At 58.7% G+C, this 16,225-nt stretch carries 18 protein-coding genes; 6 read left to right on the plus strand and 12 right to left on the minus strand.

The genetic code is table 11. The features are described from left to right. Both BraRD5C2_RS19265 and BraRD5C2_RS19270 read right to left on the minus strand, forming a co-directional pair. On the minus strand, positions 1-273 hold a 273-nt coding region (locus BraRD5C2_RS19265), incomplete at its 3' end, for a methyltransferase family protein (RefSeq protein ID WP_275945289.1). An 8-nt stretch (positions 274-281) separates the two neighbouring features. Further along, positions 282-1,247: a tripartite tricarboxylate transporter substrate-binding protein gene (locus BraRD5C2_RS19270; RefSeq protein ID WP_223970438.1), complete on the minus strand. Its 966-nt coding sequence runs from the start codon at positions 1,245-1,247 to the stop codon at positions 282-284. A 127-nt stretch (positions 1,248-1,374) separates the two neighbouring features. Between BraRD5C2_RS19270 and BraRD5C2_RS19275 the strand changes: the two genes are divergently transcribed. After that, positions 1,375-2,316 (plus strand): LysR family transcriptional regulator, encoded by a 942-nt coding sequence (locus BraRD5C2_RS19275; protein WP_223970440.1) that lies wholly within the window; start codon positions 1,375-1,377, stop codon positions 2,314-2,316. Between the two features lie 285 nt (positions 2,317-2,601). Here BraRD5C2_RS19275 and BraRD5C2_RS19280 read toward each other — a convergent pair whose 3' ends face one another. Together BraRD5C2_RS19280 and BraRD5C2_RS19285 are read right to left on the minus strand one after the other, a co-directional pair. Further along, positions 2,602-4,704, minus strand: a complete 2,103-nt coding sequence (locus BraRD5C2_RS19280; RefSeq protein ID WP_223970442.1) for a response regulator transcription factor — start codon at positions 4,702-4,704, stop codon at positions 2,602-2,604. Between the two features lie 284 nt (positions 4,705-4,988). After that, the gene (locus tag BraRD5C2_RS19285) at positions 4,989-5,612 is read right to left on the minus strand and encodes a response regulator transcription factor (RefSeq protein WP_223970444.1); all 624 of its coding nucleotides are present in this window, start codon (positions 5,610-5,612) and stop codon (positions 4,989-4,991) included. Positions 5,613-5,677: 65 nt separating this feature from the next. Between BraRD5C2_RS19285 and BraRD5C2_RS19290 the strand changes: the two genes are divergently transcribed. Continuing rightward, positions 5,678-6,079, plus strand: coding sequence for a hypothetical protein (locus BraRD5C2_RS19290; protein WP_223970446.1), 402 nt, complete (start codon positions 5,678-5,680; stop codon positions 6,077-6,079). Between the two features lies 1 nt (position 6,080). Here BraRD5C2_RS19290 and BraRD5C2_RS19295 read toward each other — a convergent pair whose 3' ends face one another. From BraRD5C2_RS19295 to BraRD5C2_RS19305, 3 genes are all read right to left on the minus strand, one after another. Continuing rightward, positions 6,081-7,088, minus strand: coding sequence for a L,D-transpeptidase family protein (locus BraRD5C2_RS19295; RefSeq protein ID WP_223970447.1), 1,008 nt, complete (start codon positions 7,086-7,088; stop codon positions 6,081-6,083). 12 nt (positions 7,089-7,100) lie between these two features. Then, on the minus strand, positions 7,101-8,177 hold the full coding sequence (locus tag BraRD5C2_RS19300) for a glycosyltransferase family 4 protein (RefSeq protein WP_223970448.1): 1,077 nt from the start codon (positions 8,175-8,177) through the stop codon (positions 7,101-7,103). A 136-nt stretch (positions 8,178-8,313) separates the two neighbouring features. After that, positions 8,314-8,523, minus strand: coding sequence for a hypothetical protein (locus BraRD5C2_RS19305; RefSeq protein ID WP_223970449.1), 210 nt, complete (start codon positions 8,521-8,523; stop codon positions 8,314-8,316). A gap of 340 nt (positions 8,524-8,863) precedes the next feature. Between BraRD5C2_RS19305 and BraRD5C2_RS19310 the strand changes: the two genes are divergently transcribed. Both BraRD5C2_RS19310 and BraRD5C2_RS19315 read left to right on the plus strand, forming a co-directional pair. Beyond that, positions 8,864-9,124 carry a response regulator gene (locus BraRD5C2_RS19310; protein ID WP_249788352.1) on the plus strand — a complete coding sequence of 87 codons (261 nt, stop codon included), beginning with the start codon at positions 8,864-8,866 and terminating at the stop codon, positions 9,122-9,124. A 1,207-nt stretch (positions 9,125-10,331) separates the two neighbouring features. After that, positions 10,332-10,565 carry a hypothetical protein gene (locus BraRD5C2_RS19315; protein ID WP_223970451.1) on the plus strand — a complete coding sequence of 78 codons (234 nt, stop codon included), beginning with the start codon at positions 10,332-10,334 and terminating at the stop codon, positions 10,563-10,565. Positions 10,566-10,754: 189 nt separating this feature from the next. Here BraRD5C2_RS19315 and BraRD5C2_RS19320 read toward each other — a convergent pair whose 3' ends face one another. Together BraRD5C2_RS19320 and BraRD5C2_RS19325 are read right to left on the minus strand one after the other, a co-directional pair. Continuing rightward, the gene (locus tag BraRD5C2_RS19320) at positions 10,755-10,979 is read right to left on the minus strand and encodes a hypothetical protein (protein WP_223970452.1); all 225 of its coding nucleotides are present in this window, start codon (positions 10,977-10,979) and stop codon (positions 10,755-10,757) included. Further along, positions 10,979-11,254 carry a hypothetical protein gene (locus BraRD5C2_RS19325; protein WP_223970453.1) on the minus strand — a complete coding sequence of 92 codons (276 nt, stop codon included), beginning with the start codon at positions 11,252-11,254 and terminating at the stop codon, positions 10,979-10,981. The genes BraRD5C2_RS19320 and BraRD5C2_RS19325 overlap by 1 nt, the downstream gene beginning before the upstream one ends. 1,218 nt (positions 11,255-12,472) lie before the next feature. On the opposite strand from BraRD5C2_RS19325, the gene BraRD5C2_RS39420 reads away from it, so the two are divergent. Further along, positions 12,473-12,595 (plus strand): hypothetical protein, encoded by a 123-nt coding sequence (locus tag BraRD5C2_RS39420; protein WP_263009984.1) that lies wholly within the window; start codon positions 12,473-12,475, stop codon positions 12,593-12,595. 277 nt (positions 12,596-12,872) lie between these two features. Here the strand turns inward: BraRD5C2_RS39420 and BraRD5C2_RS19330 are convergent, their stop codons facing one another. Then, positions 12,873-13,151, minus strand: a complete 279-nt coding sequence (locus BraRD5C2_RS19330; protein ID WP_223970455.1) for a hypothetical protein — start codon at positions 13,149-13,151, stop codon at positions 12,873-12,875. Between the two features lie 1,265 nt (positions 13,152-14,416). Here BraRD5C2_RS19330 and BraRD5C2_RS19340 point away from each other — a divergent pair. Next, positions 14,417-14,806 carry a PRC-barrel domain-containing protein gene (locus BraRD5C2_RS19340; protein ID WP_223970459.1) on the plus strand — a complete coding sequence of 130 codons (390 nt, stop codon included), beginning with the start codon at positions 14,417-14,419 and terminating at the stop codon, positions 14,804-14,806. An 83-nt stretch (positions 14,807-14,889) separates the two neighbouring features. On the opposite strand, the gene BraRD5C2_RS19345 is transcribed toward BraRD5C2_RS19340, so the two are convergent. Both BraRD5C2_RS19345 and BraRD5C2_RS19350 read right to left on the minus strand, forming a co-directional pair. Further along, positions 14,890-15,210 carry a DUF3551 domain-containing protein gene (locus BraRD5C2_RS19345; protein WP_374708024.1) on the minus strand — a complete coding sequence of 107 codons (321 nt, stop codon included), beginning with the start codon at positions 15,208-15,210 and terminating at the stop codon, positions 14,890-14,892. A gap of 608 nt (positions 15,211-15,818) precedes the next feature. Continuing rightward, positions 15,819-16,037 (minus strand): hypothetical protein, encoded by a 219-nt coding sequence (locus tag BraRD5C2_RS19350; RefSeq protein ID WP_223970463.1) that lies wholly within the window; start codon positions 16,035-16,037, stop codon positions 15,819-15,821. Between the last annotated feature and the right edge of the window lie 188 nt (positions 16,038-16,225).

The following is a 16,225-nucleotide window of genomic DNA, read 5'->3' on the forward strand; positions in this document are numbered from 1 at the left end:
TCGTTCAGCAGTACCGTCGAGCCCGGCCCCCAGTTCGTTTAGCAAGTAGCGGCCTTCGCCGACGCGAGAGCAAATGCCGATGGTCGAGAGAGCGACGAGCAAGCGGGCCAGGGCGTCCCGGTCCGCGTGGGTTCGACCCGCGAGTTCTTCGACCGTTCGCGGTCCGTCGCGCAGCAATTCGGCAAGGCCCAGCCTGGCAGCGACATAGATCACAGCCGTCACACGGTGCGATTGAACAAGGTCCAACAAATGTTCGGGGGGATTGGTGGTCATGTGCCGCCCTAGTCTTCGATCGGGAATCCTGATGCCCTCACGATCGGCCCCCAGCGCTCTAAGTCGGCGCGCTGGATATGTTTAAGTTCGTCCGAAGTCGTTCCTGTCGGCTCACAGCCCATGGCATGAATCTTTGCGCGCATTTCAGAATCGCTCCCGATTGCAATGATCTCCTTTCCCAGGTGCTCAACGAACTGACGCGAGGAATGGGCAGGCGCATAGAATGCGAACCACCCGGCCGCGTCGATATCGATCCCGCTCTCCTTGAGAGTCGCGGTCTGGGGCAGGAAGGAAGATCGCGCAGCGGCTGCGGTGGCGATGATGCGTATGCCACCGCTCCCATGTTGCTCCAGGAGTTCGGAAAGAAACGCCATATACATCGGGACCCTGCCGGCCAGCACATCCGGGAGGGCAGCGGGAGTACCCTTGTAGGCCGTGTGGCGTAGGTTCAGGCCTGTGATCCGGCCAAACTCGCCGCAGATGAAACGAGGTGCGGTACCTGCTCCCGGCGAGCCGTACACCGCTTGTTCGGGATTGGCCTTCATCCAGTCGATGAGTTCGTGCACTGAATGGATGGGCAGCTTCGCGCTGACCGCCAGAGCCAGATCGACCATCATCACCTGCGAAAGTGGCACAAAGTCGCGCTCTGCATCATATCCCAGGCTCCTGAAGAGATGCGGCTGAAGTGTGAATTGCGAAGCGGAAGCAAACAGCACTACCTCCTCTCCCGGTGCGGCATTCTTGACCGTCTGAGCGCCGATGCGCCCGCCAGCGCCAGCAAGGTTCTCCACAATCGCCACCTTGCCGAGCCTGGTATGAAGCTGCTCGGCAAACAGCGGGGCGATCGAATCTCCCGACCCGCCAGGCGCGAATGGAAACACGATCTTCAGCGGCCGGTCGGCAGCAATAACAGGTAGCGGAAGAGCCAGAGCCGAAAGCCCGGCCAGCATGGCGCGACGCGAGTAGAGCTGCATGGCGTTCTCCATGTGCTTGGGACAGCAACGCAATGATCCGGCCGGCCTCCATCTCGCTATCCTGAGGCAACATCGCTATAACCAGAAATCGCAATGTCCTAGCGGGCTATAACGTGGGGTGATGCAGATGGAGTGGCATGACCGCATCGGCCGCCGGCTGCGGCTAAAGGATCTCCATACGCTCCAGACGGTCGCAGAGGTCGGCAGCATGGCCAAAGCGTCTCACCGTCTTGGATTGTCGCAGCCTGCGATCTCCAAGGCCATCACCGACATGGAGCACGCCGTCGGGGCTGCGCTGCTGGATCGCACTTCGCGCGGAGTTGAACTCACTGAGTGCGGACGCCTTCTTGTCGATCGGACGCGGGTCGTTTTCGACGAAATAAAGCTAGGTGTTACCGACATTGTGCAAAGGTCAGATCCGGCGCAAGGGCTCGTTGCGATCGGTACAACCGAGCCGGTTACAGCCATCGTTACAGAAATCATCGGACATCTCGTCCGCCGATATCCAGGTATCAGGTATCATATCATGATAGGTGATCGGGATGCGCTGGAGCATGCTCTGCGCCAGAGAATGCTTGATCTGGCCATAACGCGCTGGGCGCCGTTGCCGGTCGCCGATGATTTGTCCGCGGAGGTGCTGTTTAAATCCTCCCTTGCGGTGATGGCGGAGCGACGGCATCCGCTGCTGCGATCGACGAAGAAGTTGAAGCTCGCAGACCTTATGCAAGAGCAATGGACGCTCTCGCCGCCCGATTCCTTTTTGGGGCGTACCGGCGTCGAGCTATTTCGGCGACATAACCTGCCGCTTCCGCCAACGACCGTCACCACGATTTCAATCTACATGCGGTTGAATCTGTTGGCGAGCAGCCGGTTTATAACCCTATTGCCCATGCAGATACTCAGAATGCGATCGAGTAGCGCATGGCTGCGCGCGCTGAACGTCGATCTTGGCGATACCTCCGCCCCGATAGCCTCAATCACCTTGAAGGGACGGCGGGCCGGAGGTGCCGTCAAGTTATTCCAAGAGGCCAGCCGGGAGGTCTGTAAGGCGTTGGTTGGAGTGAGCTGATTGGTCCGAGCAGACTGTTGATAAGCGGACCTGACAAGTTTATGAGTTCGAGTTTATAAGTACGCGCCCTACATCGGCTCGATGAGAACGCGCTTGCCATGCGCCTTCGTCGCGAGACTGTCGAGCATCCGTTCGGCACGATGAAGGCACGCATTTGCTGCGGCTTGGACGCTGACTTTCAGGGATAGCCGTGCGCCTGCCGCGCATCGTGGAGATGATCGCTCAAACACGTTGCAATATCAGCAGCGTAGAAAGCATGAACCAGGCCCGGCCGTTCAGTATTTGCTACACAATCAGATCGTGAGCCGCATGAAGATCGACGTGCCAGGAGTGGTCATGGTGCGTACTTGAAATATCGATCCCGTCAGCATCCCGATCTGGCGGCCCCTCGGGCGCAATAGCATGCTGACCATCTCCATGAGCTTTTCCATTTCCGAGGGTATTATCGGCGCCAATTTTAAAATGAAAGGAATTGTCAAGTTTAGTGGCGATCGCTGATGTGGCCCGCTCTGCCTTGTCGGAAGAAGGCCCGCCCTCGTTCTTTAATCCCGAATGTGCGTCGTTGGCAGAATTTTCGGGCGTCATTGGCATATCGTGTTGCGGTTTGCCACTATTGAAATCACCTGCCTGTGGATGCTGTCCGTGTTGCTTGCCGGCCGCGGAGCGATCTTCGAAATTCTGAAAATCGCCGTGCGCCGGTCCGTGATTGGAATCTACCGGGATCTCATTCTTAGCGTGCCCCTTGGCGGCTGCGGATGTGTGGCCGGATTCATGCGCGGCTTTCTGCGATTGATCGTGATTCAAACTGTCTGCAGCGGCCTCATTCTTGGCGTGCCCCTTGGCGGCTCCGGAGGTATGGTCGGACTCATGCACGGCTTTCTGCGAATGACCGTGATTTAAACTTTCTCCAGCGGCCTCGTTCTTGGCGTGCCCCTTGACAGCGCCGGAGGTGTGGTCGGCCTCATGCAGGGCTTTCTGCGATTGACCGTGATTTAAATCGTCTCCCGGGGCCTCAAGCTTCGCGGCTTCCGAGTTGTTGTCGGGAGCGCGCAAATCGGATTGCGAGCGACCCTGATCTAACACGATTTCCCGGCCTGTCTGCGTGGCGTCACGTTCCGCGGCTTCGTGCGCCGCTACCGCAATAAAATCAATAGCCCCGGAACCTAGATGAATAGCGTTTTCTCGGCCACTGCCGCCATCTTCCACATGGGCGTTGCCGACATAAAGCTCGCTGTGGTCTGTGGCGGTTATATCGCCTTGGGCGAACTCGAATGCAAACGCCTCACCGTACACCGCCATACTGCCAAAATTTGCGAAGCAAGGAAGCACGGATGCCGGTCCGTTGACGACGCTTTCGGTAGATGAATTTACGATGCGATCGCCGAAATCGAACGCCTGCACGGCATGGTTGGCACCATCGAGCTCGTAGATCAAGGCGGCGAAAGCCGCAACCATGAAGTTGCTGTAGCTGCTCGAACTCGGCCTCGGCGCGTTGAGTGCTGCTTGTGCAAATACGCTCGCAGCAATCTCGGCCACGGGGTCGACGAGCTTGCCAGTCGGCGATGAGGTCCCAGTTGCGGCGCCGGCGCGGTCCTTGCTCGCGCTTCTGTTTGGGGTGCCACCTGATACTGCTTGCTTGCGGCCGATTTTAAAGGTTACGATCTCCGCGCGGCCGTCTTCGGACATGACCGTGAAACTTTCGGTTGCGGCATGACCGGGCGAATCGTCCAACGCTGCCAGGAGCGCAGCTGCCAAGATACTCATCGCGCCATAACGGCGCGACAGCGCCAGCGCGGCGAGCTCCGTCCGGTTGTTAATTCCGAGCTTCTGTCGCGCGTGGTCGATGTGAATCCTGACGATCTCTAGAGAGACACCCAGGACCCGAGCAATTTCACTGTCCGACAAACCTTCGGCGACGAGATCCATGATCGTCCGCTCGTTGACGGTCAAAACCGCCTGAACGTTATCGCCGAACGATTCGATTCCATTAGCTTCGTTACCAACCCTCGCCAGGTCTGACCCCGTCTTTTCTAGCCTTAGGGACTGCACCAGCGCCTCTGGTTTGACGTTCATCGGAATCGCGCTGCAAACACCGGTCGCAAGCGCACTGGCAAGATCGCCGCAGGCGACGGCAGCAGTGAAAAACACCAGTCGGGAGGAGAGACCTTCGACGTCCGCGATGGCAAGGATGTCGGAGGCGGTTACATCGGTGAATCCGTCCTCCAGCAACACCACATCTGGGGTCACACTGCGTATGGCCGCAAGACAACTTGCTCCATCAAGACAGCATGCAACTACTTCGAAATCGGGCTGGGCTCCCAGAAGCGACGCAAAACCCTGGAGAACAATAGGACGCCGATCTGCTATCACAAGTCGAACGCGACGCATGGGCTTCTTTCGCTCGGCCTCGCACAAAGCATGACAAGCAAATTAAGTCCGCTCGACAGATTGCGTTCCTAATTGTGATGGATTCTTACGGACGGTTTGACGATGAGGTCATTCAGTTAGTGACGGCTCCAGATGGATTGCCTCTTAGCCGTCCGTCAGAGGTTACCGCTCCGCGGAGATGCAACTTGAGGCGATCTCTGTAAGCCCACATTTGCGATCAGGGATGGAAGCGAGTTTCGTAGAATGCCTATTGCGCTGCTGGCCGAAAAAATGGGCCCAACCCGTCAGCGGTGCAAATCGATCTCGACTGCAATCCTGACGAGATCGGAGTGATTCTTGGCGCCGAGCTTCGACTTCAGCACGGAGGTCGTGTTGGCAACGGTTTTATATGAAATGCCGAGTTCGGACGCGACTTCTGAGATGCGGTCGCCGCGACCCAAAAGCCTCAGGATCTCGAGTTCGCGTGGGCTCATCTGTGTCAAGGGACTGGCCTTGACCGCCGCTCCTGCGAAGGTCGTCGTCTCCGCCAGACGCGGTGAGACGAAGCGCTCACCGGCTGCAACCTTCCGAATGGCCTTGGCCAAAAGCCGGGGATCATCACTTTTTGAAACATATCCTTGAATGCCCATCTCAATAGCGCGCACCACAAACGCCGGATCTTCGCTCACGCTGAGCATGACTATTTTGGCGGCCGGATCATCCCTGCGGATTCGCCGGGCCAACTCGAAGCCGGTAACGTCTGGAAGCCTCGCGTCAACCACGGTGACATCGGGATGCTTCTGCAAGTACGTACGATGGCCGTCCTTTGCATCGGAAGCCTCCAGGATCTCAACGGAGGGGTCCGACTTGAACAAGGCTCGGCAGCCGATCACGACAACGGGATGGTCGTCGACGATCAGTACCCGCATGTCGATCTGGTCTGTATTAGCACGTTGTTACTGCCTCAACTGTGGAGAACGTCGCGAACACTGTAATGTTTAAGTATCTGAACGGACTTCTGGCGAGCCGACCGAAGAAGCCGCAAATTGCAGAAGATCTGGAATGCTCGTTCCTTTCGGCCGAGCTCGCATCCGACGCGCTCGGCAACATTGCAGAAAACGCCCCCGACCGGCGTGTCGCTTTCGAGCGGACCAGTTGGAAGGCTCTCCGGGGCATCCCGGGACAGAAAAGTATCCATGCGGCACAGGAAGAGTATTTTGGCTGGTTACATCGGTTCTGTCGCGAATCTGTTGCTCTCCACCGCGGCCATCGGGCTTATGCTGTCGTCCGGTCGAAAAACGACCGGGGCGAACGTTCTGAAAGTCGAGATGTTCCATTCGGGAAATTGTGGCAGTTGCCTCTTAATGTGAGGAAGGCTCCCATGTCCCCGGCATAGCTCAAGGTCTCTGTTTTCGATCGGAACTCTCTATGAAAGCGACCACTGTACCTTTCGCCACGCGTGCAGCGACCCGCTCCGCATCCCAGTTCGTCAAGCGGACGCATCCATGGGATGCCGCCTTCGAGACCTTGCCCGGCGTCGGTGTGCCGTGGATCCCGTATCCTTCGGCGGAAAGGTTGATCCACATTGTGCCCACCGGATTGTTTGGACGTGGCTTGATGGTGAAAGGTTTTCGGGAGCGGACGCCTTTGAAATGATAGTCCGGATTGTACCGGTAGGTCGGGTTCTTATCGATCTCGGTGACCTTCAAGGTCCCGGTCGGCGAGGGCTTCTCTTCGCTTCCGACCGTTGCCGGATAGAAGCCGATCAGCGCATTCGACCTGTCGAATAGCTTCACCGTCTGACGGCTTTTGTCGACTTCGACCCTGTCCGCTTTCGAGGACGTTTCGGCACCTTCAGCGCCGACATCTACCACGACAATGGTCTCTCCGACGCGGTCGAAGCGGTGTCCAGGATTAAGCGCCGACAGCAGTTCTTCGCTCATGTGGAATTTCTCGGCCAATGCTTCTCGCGGGCTGGCGAAGCCAAGATTGGGCAGGTCCTTCATTTCTTCCATCTTTGATGGGAGTTTGTTCAAAAACGGCTCGGCGATATCCGGCTGCGTGATGGTGTAATTTGCCGTGACCCGCCGATCGTCGGCGCGGAGTGCGTTCCAGAGGTCAACAGTCGGAATGTTCGAGCTTGGCAGCTGGCGCGCTTCCGCGAAGGCCCTCAGCGCCTTCTTGGCGTTTTCGCCGAACCTTCCGTCGATTTCGCCAGGCGAAAATTTGGCCCGGTCGAGCAGCACCTGCAGGCGGACCCCCGCCGGCGTCGGCCTTGTGTTCGATAAGGTCTTGTTCGTCGGTTCGGCAGCATCGATGGCGGCGGCCCCTATCTCGGCACTCCACGCCGGATTGGCGAAGGCCACCAGCAACAGTACGACCTGCCTTGCTTTTTTGAACCACATGGCGGTCTCCTTTCAAGTCGCCGATGGCTGCGGATCTGCGCGAAAGCCGGCTTCCTTGGCGCTCGATGCGGCGATCAAAGAGCGGTATGCGCGTTCATAATCCCGCGCCATTCGGCCGGCCGAGAACCGCGCTTCGAAGCGGGCGCGCACCGTGCGCCGGTCCAGGCGGCCAAGCTCACCAACCGCCTTTACCGCCTGGTCCTCGTTTTCGACGATGAAACCCGTCACGCCGTCCTCGACGACTTCGGGCACAGATCCGGATCGGTAGGCGATCACGGGAGTTCCGCAGGCCATCGCCTCGATCATGACGAGACCGAAAGGCTCTGGCCAATCGATCGGAAACAGGAGGGCCGCGGCGTCGGCGAGGAACGGCTGCTTTTTGGCGTCGTTCACTTCTCCCACAAGTTGGACCGCGCGGCCGTCGATGTGCGGTTCGAGGCTCTTTTTGAAGTATCCGGTCTCGCCACGTGGGATCTTGGCGGCAATCCGCAGCGGGCGCCCGGCCGCCCGCGCGATCCGGATCGCATCCTCAGGGCCTTTCTCCTTGGTGAGGCGGCCGAGGAAGGCGAGATAGGATCCAGGGTTGAAAGACGGCTTGAACAGGTTGGACGGTAGGCCATGCCTAATGGTGGCAATCCAGTTCGCTTCTGGGAGCGGCACGCGTTGATTGTCCGATATCGAGACGAAACCGGCCTCCGGAAACCGCTTTACAACGTCGACCAGGCCCGGAAGGTCCAGCCGCCCATGCATCGTTGTCAGAAAGGGGACACCGAGACGGCTAAGCAGCGGAAGCGGAAGCCAATCGATATGCGCGTGGATCACGTCGAAATCTCTCGCATGCTTGGCGATGGCTTCCAGCAGCACCGCGCAAGCCGCGTTGGGATCGACGCCCTGACGCCCCAGGCGGAGAGCGCGCGGCCATACCGGATGGAGCTGGCCTCTCGTCCTGGAATCGCCGCTCGCAAAGAGCGTAACGTCGTGTCCGAGCTCGACCAGTTCGTCCACCAACCAGGCCGCGACCCGCTCGGTGCCTCCGTAGAGCTTGGGAGGAACGCTCTCGGCAAGGGGGGCCAGCTGAGCTATGCGCATGAATGCCCCTAAAACAGAAACAACGATCGGAGCAGCAGCACGATGGCAATCGATGCGAGTTCGGAAATTGCCAGGAGCGTCCACTCTGGTCGGGCGGTGCCCTCAACAATTCGCCTAGCGAAAGTCTCCATGAGCCTCAACATTCGTTCTCTGGGAGACGGTCGAGGTACGCAAGGCCGAACCCGGTGAGTTCGTCGACCTCGTTCACGCCCGCTTCCCACCTCCCTTTCAGATGACGTTCCAACAAACAACGACGGCTATCAGCGGCATCGATGTCGCGATGGCTCGCTCGATAAAGCGACCAAACCGTATCCACGGCTTTTCTCAGCGGGATGTCGTCGACCATGTTCCGGCTCCGTCAAACACTGGTCGACGGCAACGCTTGCCACGGCCAAGGTTTCCACTTTTTCCCGAAAAACTAGTGGGCGAGAAGAGATTGCGTAGAAGCCAGGTTCGGTGGTGGCAGTCGCCCTCGTCGCCGAAGCTTAAGGATGACGCGCGGCTCAGAAGCTGCGATCGCTCCAGTTGAGGGGACGCCTCTCGAAGAAGAATGCGTCCTGGACCGCTCAAAGATTGGCTGCCGTTGCCAGGAAACTCCAATCGAGTTCGACGTTCTCCCTCCGAAGCCCCTTCTTGCCGCGTAGGACGATACGATCGTGCGAGTATTGATCGTCGATGATCATCGAGTGGTCATATGGGGCTGCCGATCCCTGTTTGCTGCGGACGCTTCCATCCAAATCTCGGAGACGTCCGACGCAAACACGGGCAATCTTGCGTTTTGCAGGAAGCATCCCGAGGTGACCGTGATCGACACTGGTCTTCCCGATCGATCCGGACTCGAACTGGCGCAGCGGATATTCAAGAAGGATTCTGCTGCCAGGCTTGTCATCCTAGGCACGAACTACGCCTCCCTTTCGTGGCCGGCGCCGTCGAGGCGGGCATGCTAGGATGTGTCTCAAAAGCGAGCACCCTCAGCTGTTGGCGGATGCCATGCGGCCGCGGGAGAGCGCTTCATCTCTTCTTTTGGGAGCAGACCGTTGCTTTCCTGATTTCGGTCCCGGTGGCCTCGATGAGCGCCCGAGAGCTCAAGATTCTGCATCTTTTCGAGCGAGGTCGCCGGATCGCGAAAGTCGCATCAGAACTTGGCATTTCCTACAAGACGGCGGCCAATTCGACGTCCAAGCTCAAACCAAACTCGGCGTCAGAAATCACTCGGATCTCGTTCGGATCGCCGTAGAAATCAACCTTCACGGATCGTGAAGAGCGGGCGGACTTCTCGGGTCGGTGCTACCATTGAATTTCCTTGAATTGCAGTCCACGCTGCAGTAATTCGTCTGCAGCAGCTGCGCTCTCGTCTTGGCCGCCTCTCCGACCAGGCGATACCTGCCAACCATCGCCCTATCGGCCTCGACCTGATGGCGTATGCTTTCGTACAGTCGTAGTACGCTCTGGTCGCTCAGATGCTCGAAGTTCGCTGACGAAGTGGCTGCGGGTGGATTTTGCGCGCCGGTCGCTCGAATATCGGAAAGTGCCTGGTTAAGCGGTTTCTTCTGATCCATGCTTCTTCGCTTTTTTCCAAAAGCCCGTGACCGAGGCGCACGCGGCGCGGCGCCTCGGTCACGGTCCGTCAACGATAGCGATGCGGGTTGCCGCGGCCCCTGAACCAGCCGTAATGATGACCGCGTCCGCTATGCCAGCCATGGTGCCCGTGGCCGTGGCCGCCACCGCGGACTTGGATTACGCTTCGTCCTGCGGGCGATGATGGCGCCATTCCCAACCTTGCCGACGCTGGCCCCGCAAACGTCACCATCGCACTCAGCACAACAGCCGCAGTCATTTCGATTGCTTTCATATTTCTCTCCTCAGTTCGTTTCGCCTGTCCCGATCACAACGACGTCGATGCGGGGCCGGGTTCGCCCGCCTTCCACGTTCGTTTCATTCACCATGCGCCGAAAAATCCGCGATCTTCTGCAACCAATCTGCGCTCGGGCTCCTTCCGGATTCGGCGTTGCCTGCATACCAAACGGGTTGCTCTCAGCGATCAACAACGTTGACAAAGCCGTGGTGAAGGCACGACAGCCTGAGAGCGGCCTTAACTGCAGACGCGTCTGCTACCTCGAGTGGGCCTAAGTCGCGTCATTCGATTGCGGGCCTGTGAAGCACCTGATCACCTCGATCGACAGGTCCGCATTAGGGCTGAAGAAGGAACAGGAGATGTTGCCGCTCTTGCTCACGCTGGCGCTGGTTGTCGCACAACATCTCAAACCGGGCTTTGGCGGCGGTTGTGTCCTGACTTTGTCGCTTCAGTTCAACGAGATGCGCCTCGCATTCGGCCAACTGACGCTCTCCTTCAACTACCTGACGTTCGATTTCCCTCAATTGATCTAAAATGCCTTCTCTATACATCGCGGTTCACGCTGCCACGGGAGCTCCCCGAAACGATATACATTTAGCAGATCGAAAGTTCCCGACGACCATTGCAGGCACGCGGACCGCTCCAGGGCTGGTCTCAAGTAGCTTCTACCAGACCCATTCGGCATAGTTGCAGAAGATACAGCTCGAGTGCTAGGCACCGCCCTATTGATCACGCGGCTTACCTGTGGTCTTCGGGCGAGATTTAAGGAGGGTCGGCAGCGGAGGCATCTTCGAATGAGGCTCCGGGCTTTGCTCCGGATCGATTGCAGATTCCGTCGAATTCTTCCTGCGAATCGCAAGTCCAATGCAGCCAATGATCACTAACGATGCTCCCGCGAGCATCAGCCAGTGCGGCAATTGCAATGATAGCAGAACGTCCTTGGTCATTAGATGCGTCTACCGTTTTCGCGTATTTCACTCCAGGAGCTCGTATGCGAACGCGCCACGCCTTCCGGGTCGTTTTCCTCGAACAATTCTTTGACCTCGCTCAACCGCAGCTTGGTGCCGGCCCGCCTGTGCAACAACAACACATGCCTGGTGCCGACCGCTATTCGGTCGCGTCGGATGTCATCCTGCTCGGCGTGATAGGCCTTCATGTCGGCCGTGAACTGGCGCGCGACTTCCGGCGGAATCTCGATCGGCTTTCGCTTGATGGACACCATCTAAAGATGGCCTGGCGGCCGCTCCCCGAGATTGGGCGGGTCCGTCGCTCCGTGGGCTGGAGCGCCGATCCCTCATCGCGCGATATGCATGGTCGGGATGTGGGGTTGGTCTGCCAACCCGCACGATTGGGTAAATCGTAAATCGACAAATGCCCGCGCGGCAATTGCCATTCCGAATTAGCCAGTGGATATAGGGCGAAGGCCAAGTCCTGGCGCAAAGGTGGTAGCGCGCCGCAGCAACTGCGAAGCCTGATGGGTGACACTCGGCAAAGAGGCGTAACGTCATGGGAGGAGGATGGCCGCTACAGCCTCCGAAGCCACGTTAGCCCCAGCTCAGCCCCCGAGCGATCCAGGGCACGACACGCGCCGGGGATGGGACAAGACGATGCACGAACTCAAATCTTACGTGGCTTTCGCCGTCGATACCGCTGGCGTCGCGCGCGCGACCTACGAGCTTCTTTGCATCGATGACGAGGAGGCATAGCAGCGAGCCGAACGTTATCTGAACGCGCATGACATTATCGAGCTTTGGGGCGACTACACACGCATTGCTCGTCTCAAGCGTAGCTGATGACAGGGCGCTTAGAGCCGGTACCGAGCTGGAGTGAAATGAGTTTATTGGGCGCGTCGCTGGTGGGCCAGCCAGGACTATGAAGTCAGTTACGTAAATCCAGGGTCGGTCTGGTGAATCCAAATCGAGGTGGCCCCAGCAACCCTTGGAGGCCCTGGGGGCGATTGCTGAGGCCACATGGCCAGTCCCGCGTCGGTCGAGATTGGTCAACCTGATCGCACACCGGATCCGGATAAGAGACAAGCGCGATCCTTAATTCTGCGCCACGATGCCAGGAACAGTGGCAATATTACCACTTGGCCCCTGCGCCCGGATTCACCTGCGATATGTCCGTCGCGTGACACAGGAAATTTAGCGCTTGCGGGGGAGCTGATGAGCGGGCGTGCGGCGGCGATCTTATTACGTTCATTTGAGATCGGGTCCAAGAGGCCGCCGTCCTGCGTCAGCGGCCTCCTCGCTTTGCTTCATTGAATTGCAAAGGAGAGCGCCAACGCCATTCCCAGTTCACTCTTCTCCAGGGACTCAACCCGAGTAACTCGCGCCCCTCATGAGTTCATCGAGCACCCGATGCGGACTCATCAATCCCGCCAATGTTGGGAACGCGGGCCAAATTCTTCCGTTGATAATTTGAACATTGGAGAATTGCCATGGAGGACGACTACTTTCGCGATGCGGAGATTTGGTTAGCTGCTGCGGTCGGCTGCGGGCCGTCACTTCTCATCGCCGCCTTGATGATCGCATCGCTGATCCAGCCGCAGTTCCCCGGCTGATTAGGAAGCGCGGTCCGGTTTATCGCTCTCCCCTGGCCACCATAGCGACAGCGGGTTCATGGCGGACTTCTTGGTTGTCCGGCACACCACCCGACGGCTGCGCTTTGACCTGCCGAAAAAATCTGCCATGACGACCGAGGCGCGCCGGCAATGCAGGATAAGGCAGCGATTGCCCATACTGAGCGGTTCATTGAAATGCCCAACGCAGTCCAGACGGGCAGGAAGGCCAGGTCTTGGTCGAAGTCCGTTTTTATGGTGAAGAAAGACCGGACGAGTGTCACCCTTGCTGAATTAGGTGTTTCAGCAAGGCTTCGTAGGCCTTCTCCGCCTCAGCGAATGTCTTGAACGGCGATCCGCCCACCCTCATGGCGGGCCTGCCGCCCACCCTCATGGCGGGCCTGCGCAAATCAAGGGAACTCCATGAGGCAACAACGCCGGGTGGCCCATGGAGACCAAGACCAATGCGGCTCTCGTTGCTGATCACGAACGAATAGCTTTGAGCGCTCGCGCTCCAGATCTCGATATCGGCTGTCGCGCGGCGGAAGTGCAGGGCCATTTCGCCCTCCACCGAGAAGTCCCTCTGCGCTTATCCAGAGGGACGCTTAACATGCTTTTGTGCGGTTGGCCGTTTCAGTCTCCCGCGCCAGCCGTTCTGCCTTTAGGCGCTCTCGATTATCGTGGAGCGCTTTCTGCGCTTTGGCGTAATCGCTCAAAGTTTCCTTCGCTTCGGCCTGCCTGAATATTTTGCGGGCTTCGCGTTCCGCTGCCGTGGGGGCCCGCCGTTCTCGGTCACTGATCATTGTTGACCTCCATTTTGGGCTTGACCATTAACGCGCAGAGCTCACTTTCGATCCTATCCGAATAAGGAGCGCCGAACTTTAAGGCTGGTTTCGGTCGCGACGCACCTTCTGGATACCTCAGGCCTTTTGATAAGCTTCCGCTTGGGGCTGCTTGATCCGCCGCGCTGCCATTCCGGGTCGTCCTGTGCCCTCGTCGATTGCCACTCCTGCCAACTCGCGTGCGGTGGGCCCGTTGCGGTGCCGCCGACCTACTTTGGCGACGGTAACCCAGGCGACGTCAGCCACTCTGTCATGTTAGCGGCGGTTTCGTCGAAACGAGCCCTACCGAGCAGATATTCTCTCTAGGGACCTGGGGGAAGTTGCTTCGCCCTGTTCGCGCAGCTCTCTGGCTTCGTCGGCCAGTCGCACCTCACGTGGGGTACAGCTGTTTCACTCGTCTTCGTTTCATATTCCCACTCGGCTTGGTGTCCTGCCCGAGCTCTAACCTGCCTGCCGAAGCGCTGTTCAGAAAGCGAAGCCGCCAAAACGCCGGTGAACTAACCTATGTTGTGAGCGGATGTTGAAACAGGCGTTTTGGTGATAGTCATCGTCATCGTGGCCCTTGAGCCGACAAACGTCAGTCAACACGCGACGAGTGCCGCTCACATGAAGCTATCGAGGTTCGGGTTACGCCTCCAAGCGCCAAAAGCCCCAGCTCCCCACGTGTTTATTCCTCCCGTGTTGCCGCCGGTAGGGTCCGCCAAGCGGCTGAACGCTCTGCCGGTTCATCAACTTGCCCCAGTCGTGGGCCTGTCGTCGGTACCGTCGCTCCTGGCGCTTTGAGACCAGACCGTCGAGCCAATATGGCAGGCTGCTTTGAACAGCTCAGGCCGATCTCGTTTTGCTCGAAGACAGATTGGCGAGACATTTTGCTGCCTAAGCGCGGCCTTCAGCACCGCACCGCTGGGCGCTCTGAACCGACCATGCAGGAACTTCTCTGGATAGGCTAGGTTACACGTGCGTCACACAGAGGAGGACACCCATGAAGACCCTAATTATCGGATCTATCGCCGCCGCGGCGGTGATCACTGCGGCGCATGCCGCCGAGACCATGTCGACAGCGCCGGCCGAGAGCTGGACCGTGACGAACTACTATAAGCAGTCGGTCTACGATCCGAAGGAAAGCAAGATCGGCGACGTTGACGATGTGCTCGTTGACAAATCCGGGAAGGTTAATGGCCTCGTGATCGGCGTCGGCGGGTTTCTCGGAGCGGGCGAGAAGGACGTCATCGTTCCTTTTACCGCGGTAAAGACCACCAAGAAGGACAACAAGTGGTGGCTCACCCTTAATGAGACGAAGGACGGCTTGAAGTCGGCGCCCGGATTCAAGTACGACAAGGCAAGCACGACCTGGGTCCCCGACAGCAAGTAGTCAGCCTGAGATCGTAGAGCGAAGTGTGATCGAGCATCCCGCTCGATCGATTTCGCTCACTGCCTGTCGATTGCCCTGGTTGATCAGCGTGTCGAGCCTCGTGGATACCGGAGCATCAATCGATCGCGGTATCCCCGCCGCCTCTGACCGAACGCCGCACGGGGATTGATGCCGCAAGTCACGTTCCTTCCAGATGCTGACGCGAGGCACTGTGCGCGCGTCTGGTACATGCAGTCGCCGGGATATCCGACACGTCCTCCCTGAACACACCACGGAGAATCTTGAGCGCTGGCAGGAGAAATCTGTGCCAAGCGCCGTCCTAGTCGCCCGGTAGTCGCTTCCGCCTGCCCCGGCGGAACCCTTCCGTGCGCAATCGCGTGGGGTTGATCCTTGGGGCGGTCCAATCGCGTACCGCCCTATTTTCATGTGTGCTAACTTAGCTGGGTAGCAAAATGGTAGGCAGTTCATGACTGACGATCAGGTCAATCTTGTCGTTCAGCACCTTTGCGAGCAATTGCACTTGGCGCTCCGACTGAAGGACAGCGAGGCACATCCACCCAACGCGAAGGATATTGGATTCGAGCCTGCCTCTGTAAGAACTGTGTTGCTGACCGGGTTGCGCTCGGCAGGCGTCACGATCCACCACGAGACAGCCGGGGCGAACGAAGAGCCGCCGTGGTCCTAGTCGCAAAACGCGGGACAGAAGCCCGGCACCCAGCGAGGTACTGCGCTCTATCCGGCGATCTGACGGCTGTCATTGCGCAGCCTGCCGGCAAGTTCTGTAAGTAACAGCCTATGAAGTCGTTGTCGCTGGGCTTGATCGCGAGAGACTCGGCTGCGTTCATTCCTCACAAATGAACTTTTCCGACCGGCCACATCGACCACGTCAGAAGGTCAGAAGGTTGGGCCCGCCTCTCTCCAGACGCGAGCACCATGAGCTGGCCGCAGAACGGACATGGAGGGTCCTGTGTCTAGCGGATAGAGCAGAAAGTCTGGACATATCTGGCTCCGATCACGTTGGCACGACTGGTGGCGTTTCTGGATACTGGTTGAGCTCCATTTCAACAACATGCGGCGACGGACTTTGAAGGCGATAAAATCTAAACTCCTGCTCCTGAAGCGGACATCGAAACGTGACCGCGGCGTGATCCGGCAGTCGGCTCAACTCGGCCTTCAATTCGCCGACGGTGATGATGGGCGGCTCGGCAGTTTGGCTGGGTATCTCGTTCATTTGGGCGCTCCGGTTACCAGCCCTCGACAAGCCTACCGCTCAAACCCTACTTTCGTTCCCCAGCAAAAGCGAAGAGCGCGCCGGCTGACACCGGCGCGCTGCCTCGGGGAACAGATCTGAACGCCTCACCGCCCGAACAGACCGTCCCGGGTGGCCCACCCGGCCGGGCCGTGACTGCGCTCTTCGCT

Origin of the sequence: Bradyrhizobium sp. RD5-C2 (genome assembly GCF_019972155.1) — a bacterium.
In the GTDB taxonomy this organism is placed as follows: Bacteria; Pseudomonadota; Alphaproteobacteria; order Rhizobiales; family Xanthobacteraceae; genus Bradyrhizobium.

Excerpts from the sequence above, each read along its gene's own strand:
- BraRD5C2_RS39420 (WP_263009984.1), top strand. The coding sequence starts at position 12,473 with ATGGAGGACGACTACTTTCGCGATGCGGAGATTTGGTTAGCTGCTGCG.
- BraRD5C2_RS19350 (WP_223970463.1), bottom strand. The coding sequence starts at position 16,037 with ATGAACGAGATACCCAGCCAAACTGCCGAGCCGCCCATCATCACCGTC.
- BraRD5C2_RS19280 (WP_223970442.1), bottom strand. The coding sequence starts at position 4,704 with ATGCGTCGCGTTCGACTTGTGATAGCAGATCGGCGTCCTATTGTTCTC.
- BraRD5C2_RS19285 (WP_223970444.1), bottom strand. The coding sequence starts at position 5,612 with ATGCGGGTACTGATCGTCGACGACCATCCCGTTGTCGTGATCGGCTGC.
- BraRD5C2_RS19320 (WP_223970452.1), bottom strand. The coding sequence starts at position 10,979 with ATGACCAAGGACGTTCTGCTATCATTGCAATTGCCGCACTGGCTGATG.
- BraRD5C2_RS19295 (WP_223970447.1), bottom strand. The coding sequence starts at position 7,088 with ATGTGGTTCAAAAAAGCAAGGCAGGTCGTACTGTTGCTGGTGGCCTTC.
- BraRD5C2_RS19300 (WP_223970448.1), bottom strand. The coding sequence starts at position 8,177 with ATGCGCATAGCTCAGCTGGCCCCCCTTGCCGAGAGCGTTCCTCCCAAG.
- BraRD5C2_RS19340 (WP_223970459.1), top strand. The coding sequence starts at position 14,417 with ATGAAGACCCTAATTATCGGATCTATCGCCGCCGCGGCGGTGATCACT.
- BraRD5C2_RS19305 (WP_223970449.1), bottom strand. The coding sequence starts at position 8,523 with ATGGTCGACGACATCCCGCTGAGAAAAGCCGTGGATACGGTTTGGTCG.
- BraRD5C2_RS19275 (WP_223970440.1), top strand. The coding sequence starts at position 1,375 with ATGGAGTGGCATGACCGCATCGGCCGCCGGCTGCGGCTAAAGGATCTC.
- BraRD5C2_RS19290 (WP_223970446.1), top strand. The coding sequence starts at position 5,678 with ATGTTTAAGTATCTGAACGGACTTCTGGCGAGCCGACCGAAGAAGCCG.
- BraRD5C2_RS19325 (WP_223970453.1), bottom strand. The coding sequence starts at position 11,254 with ATGGTGTCCATCAAGCGAAAGCCGATCGAGATTCCGCCGGAAGTCGCG.
- BraRD5C2_RS19330 (WP_223970455.1), bottom strand. The coding sequence starts at position 13,151 with ATGGCCCTGCACTTCCGCCGCGCGACAGCCGATATCGAGATCTGGAGC.
- BraRD5C2_RS19270 (WP_223970438.1), bottom strand. The coding sequence starts at position 1,247 with ATGCAGCTCTACTCGCGTCGCGCCATGCTGGCCGGGCTTTCGGCTCTG.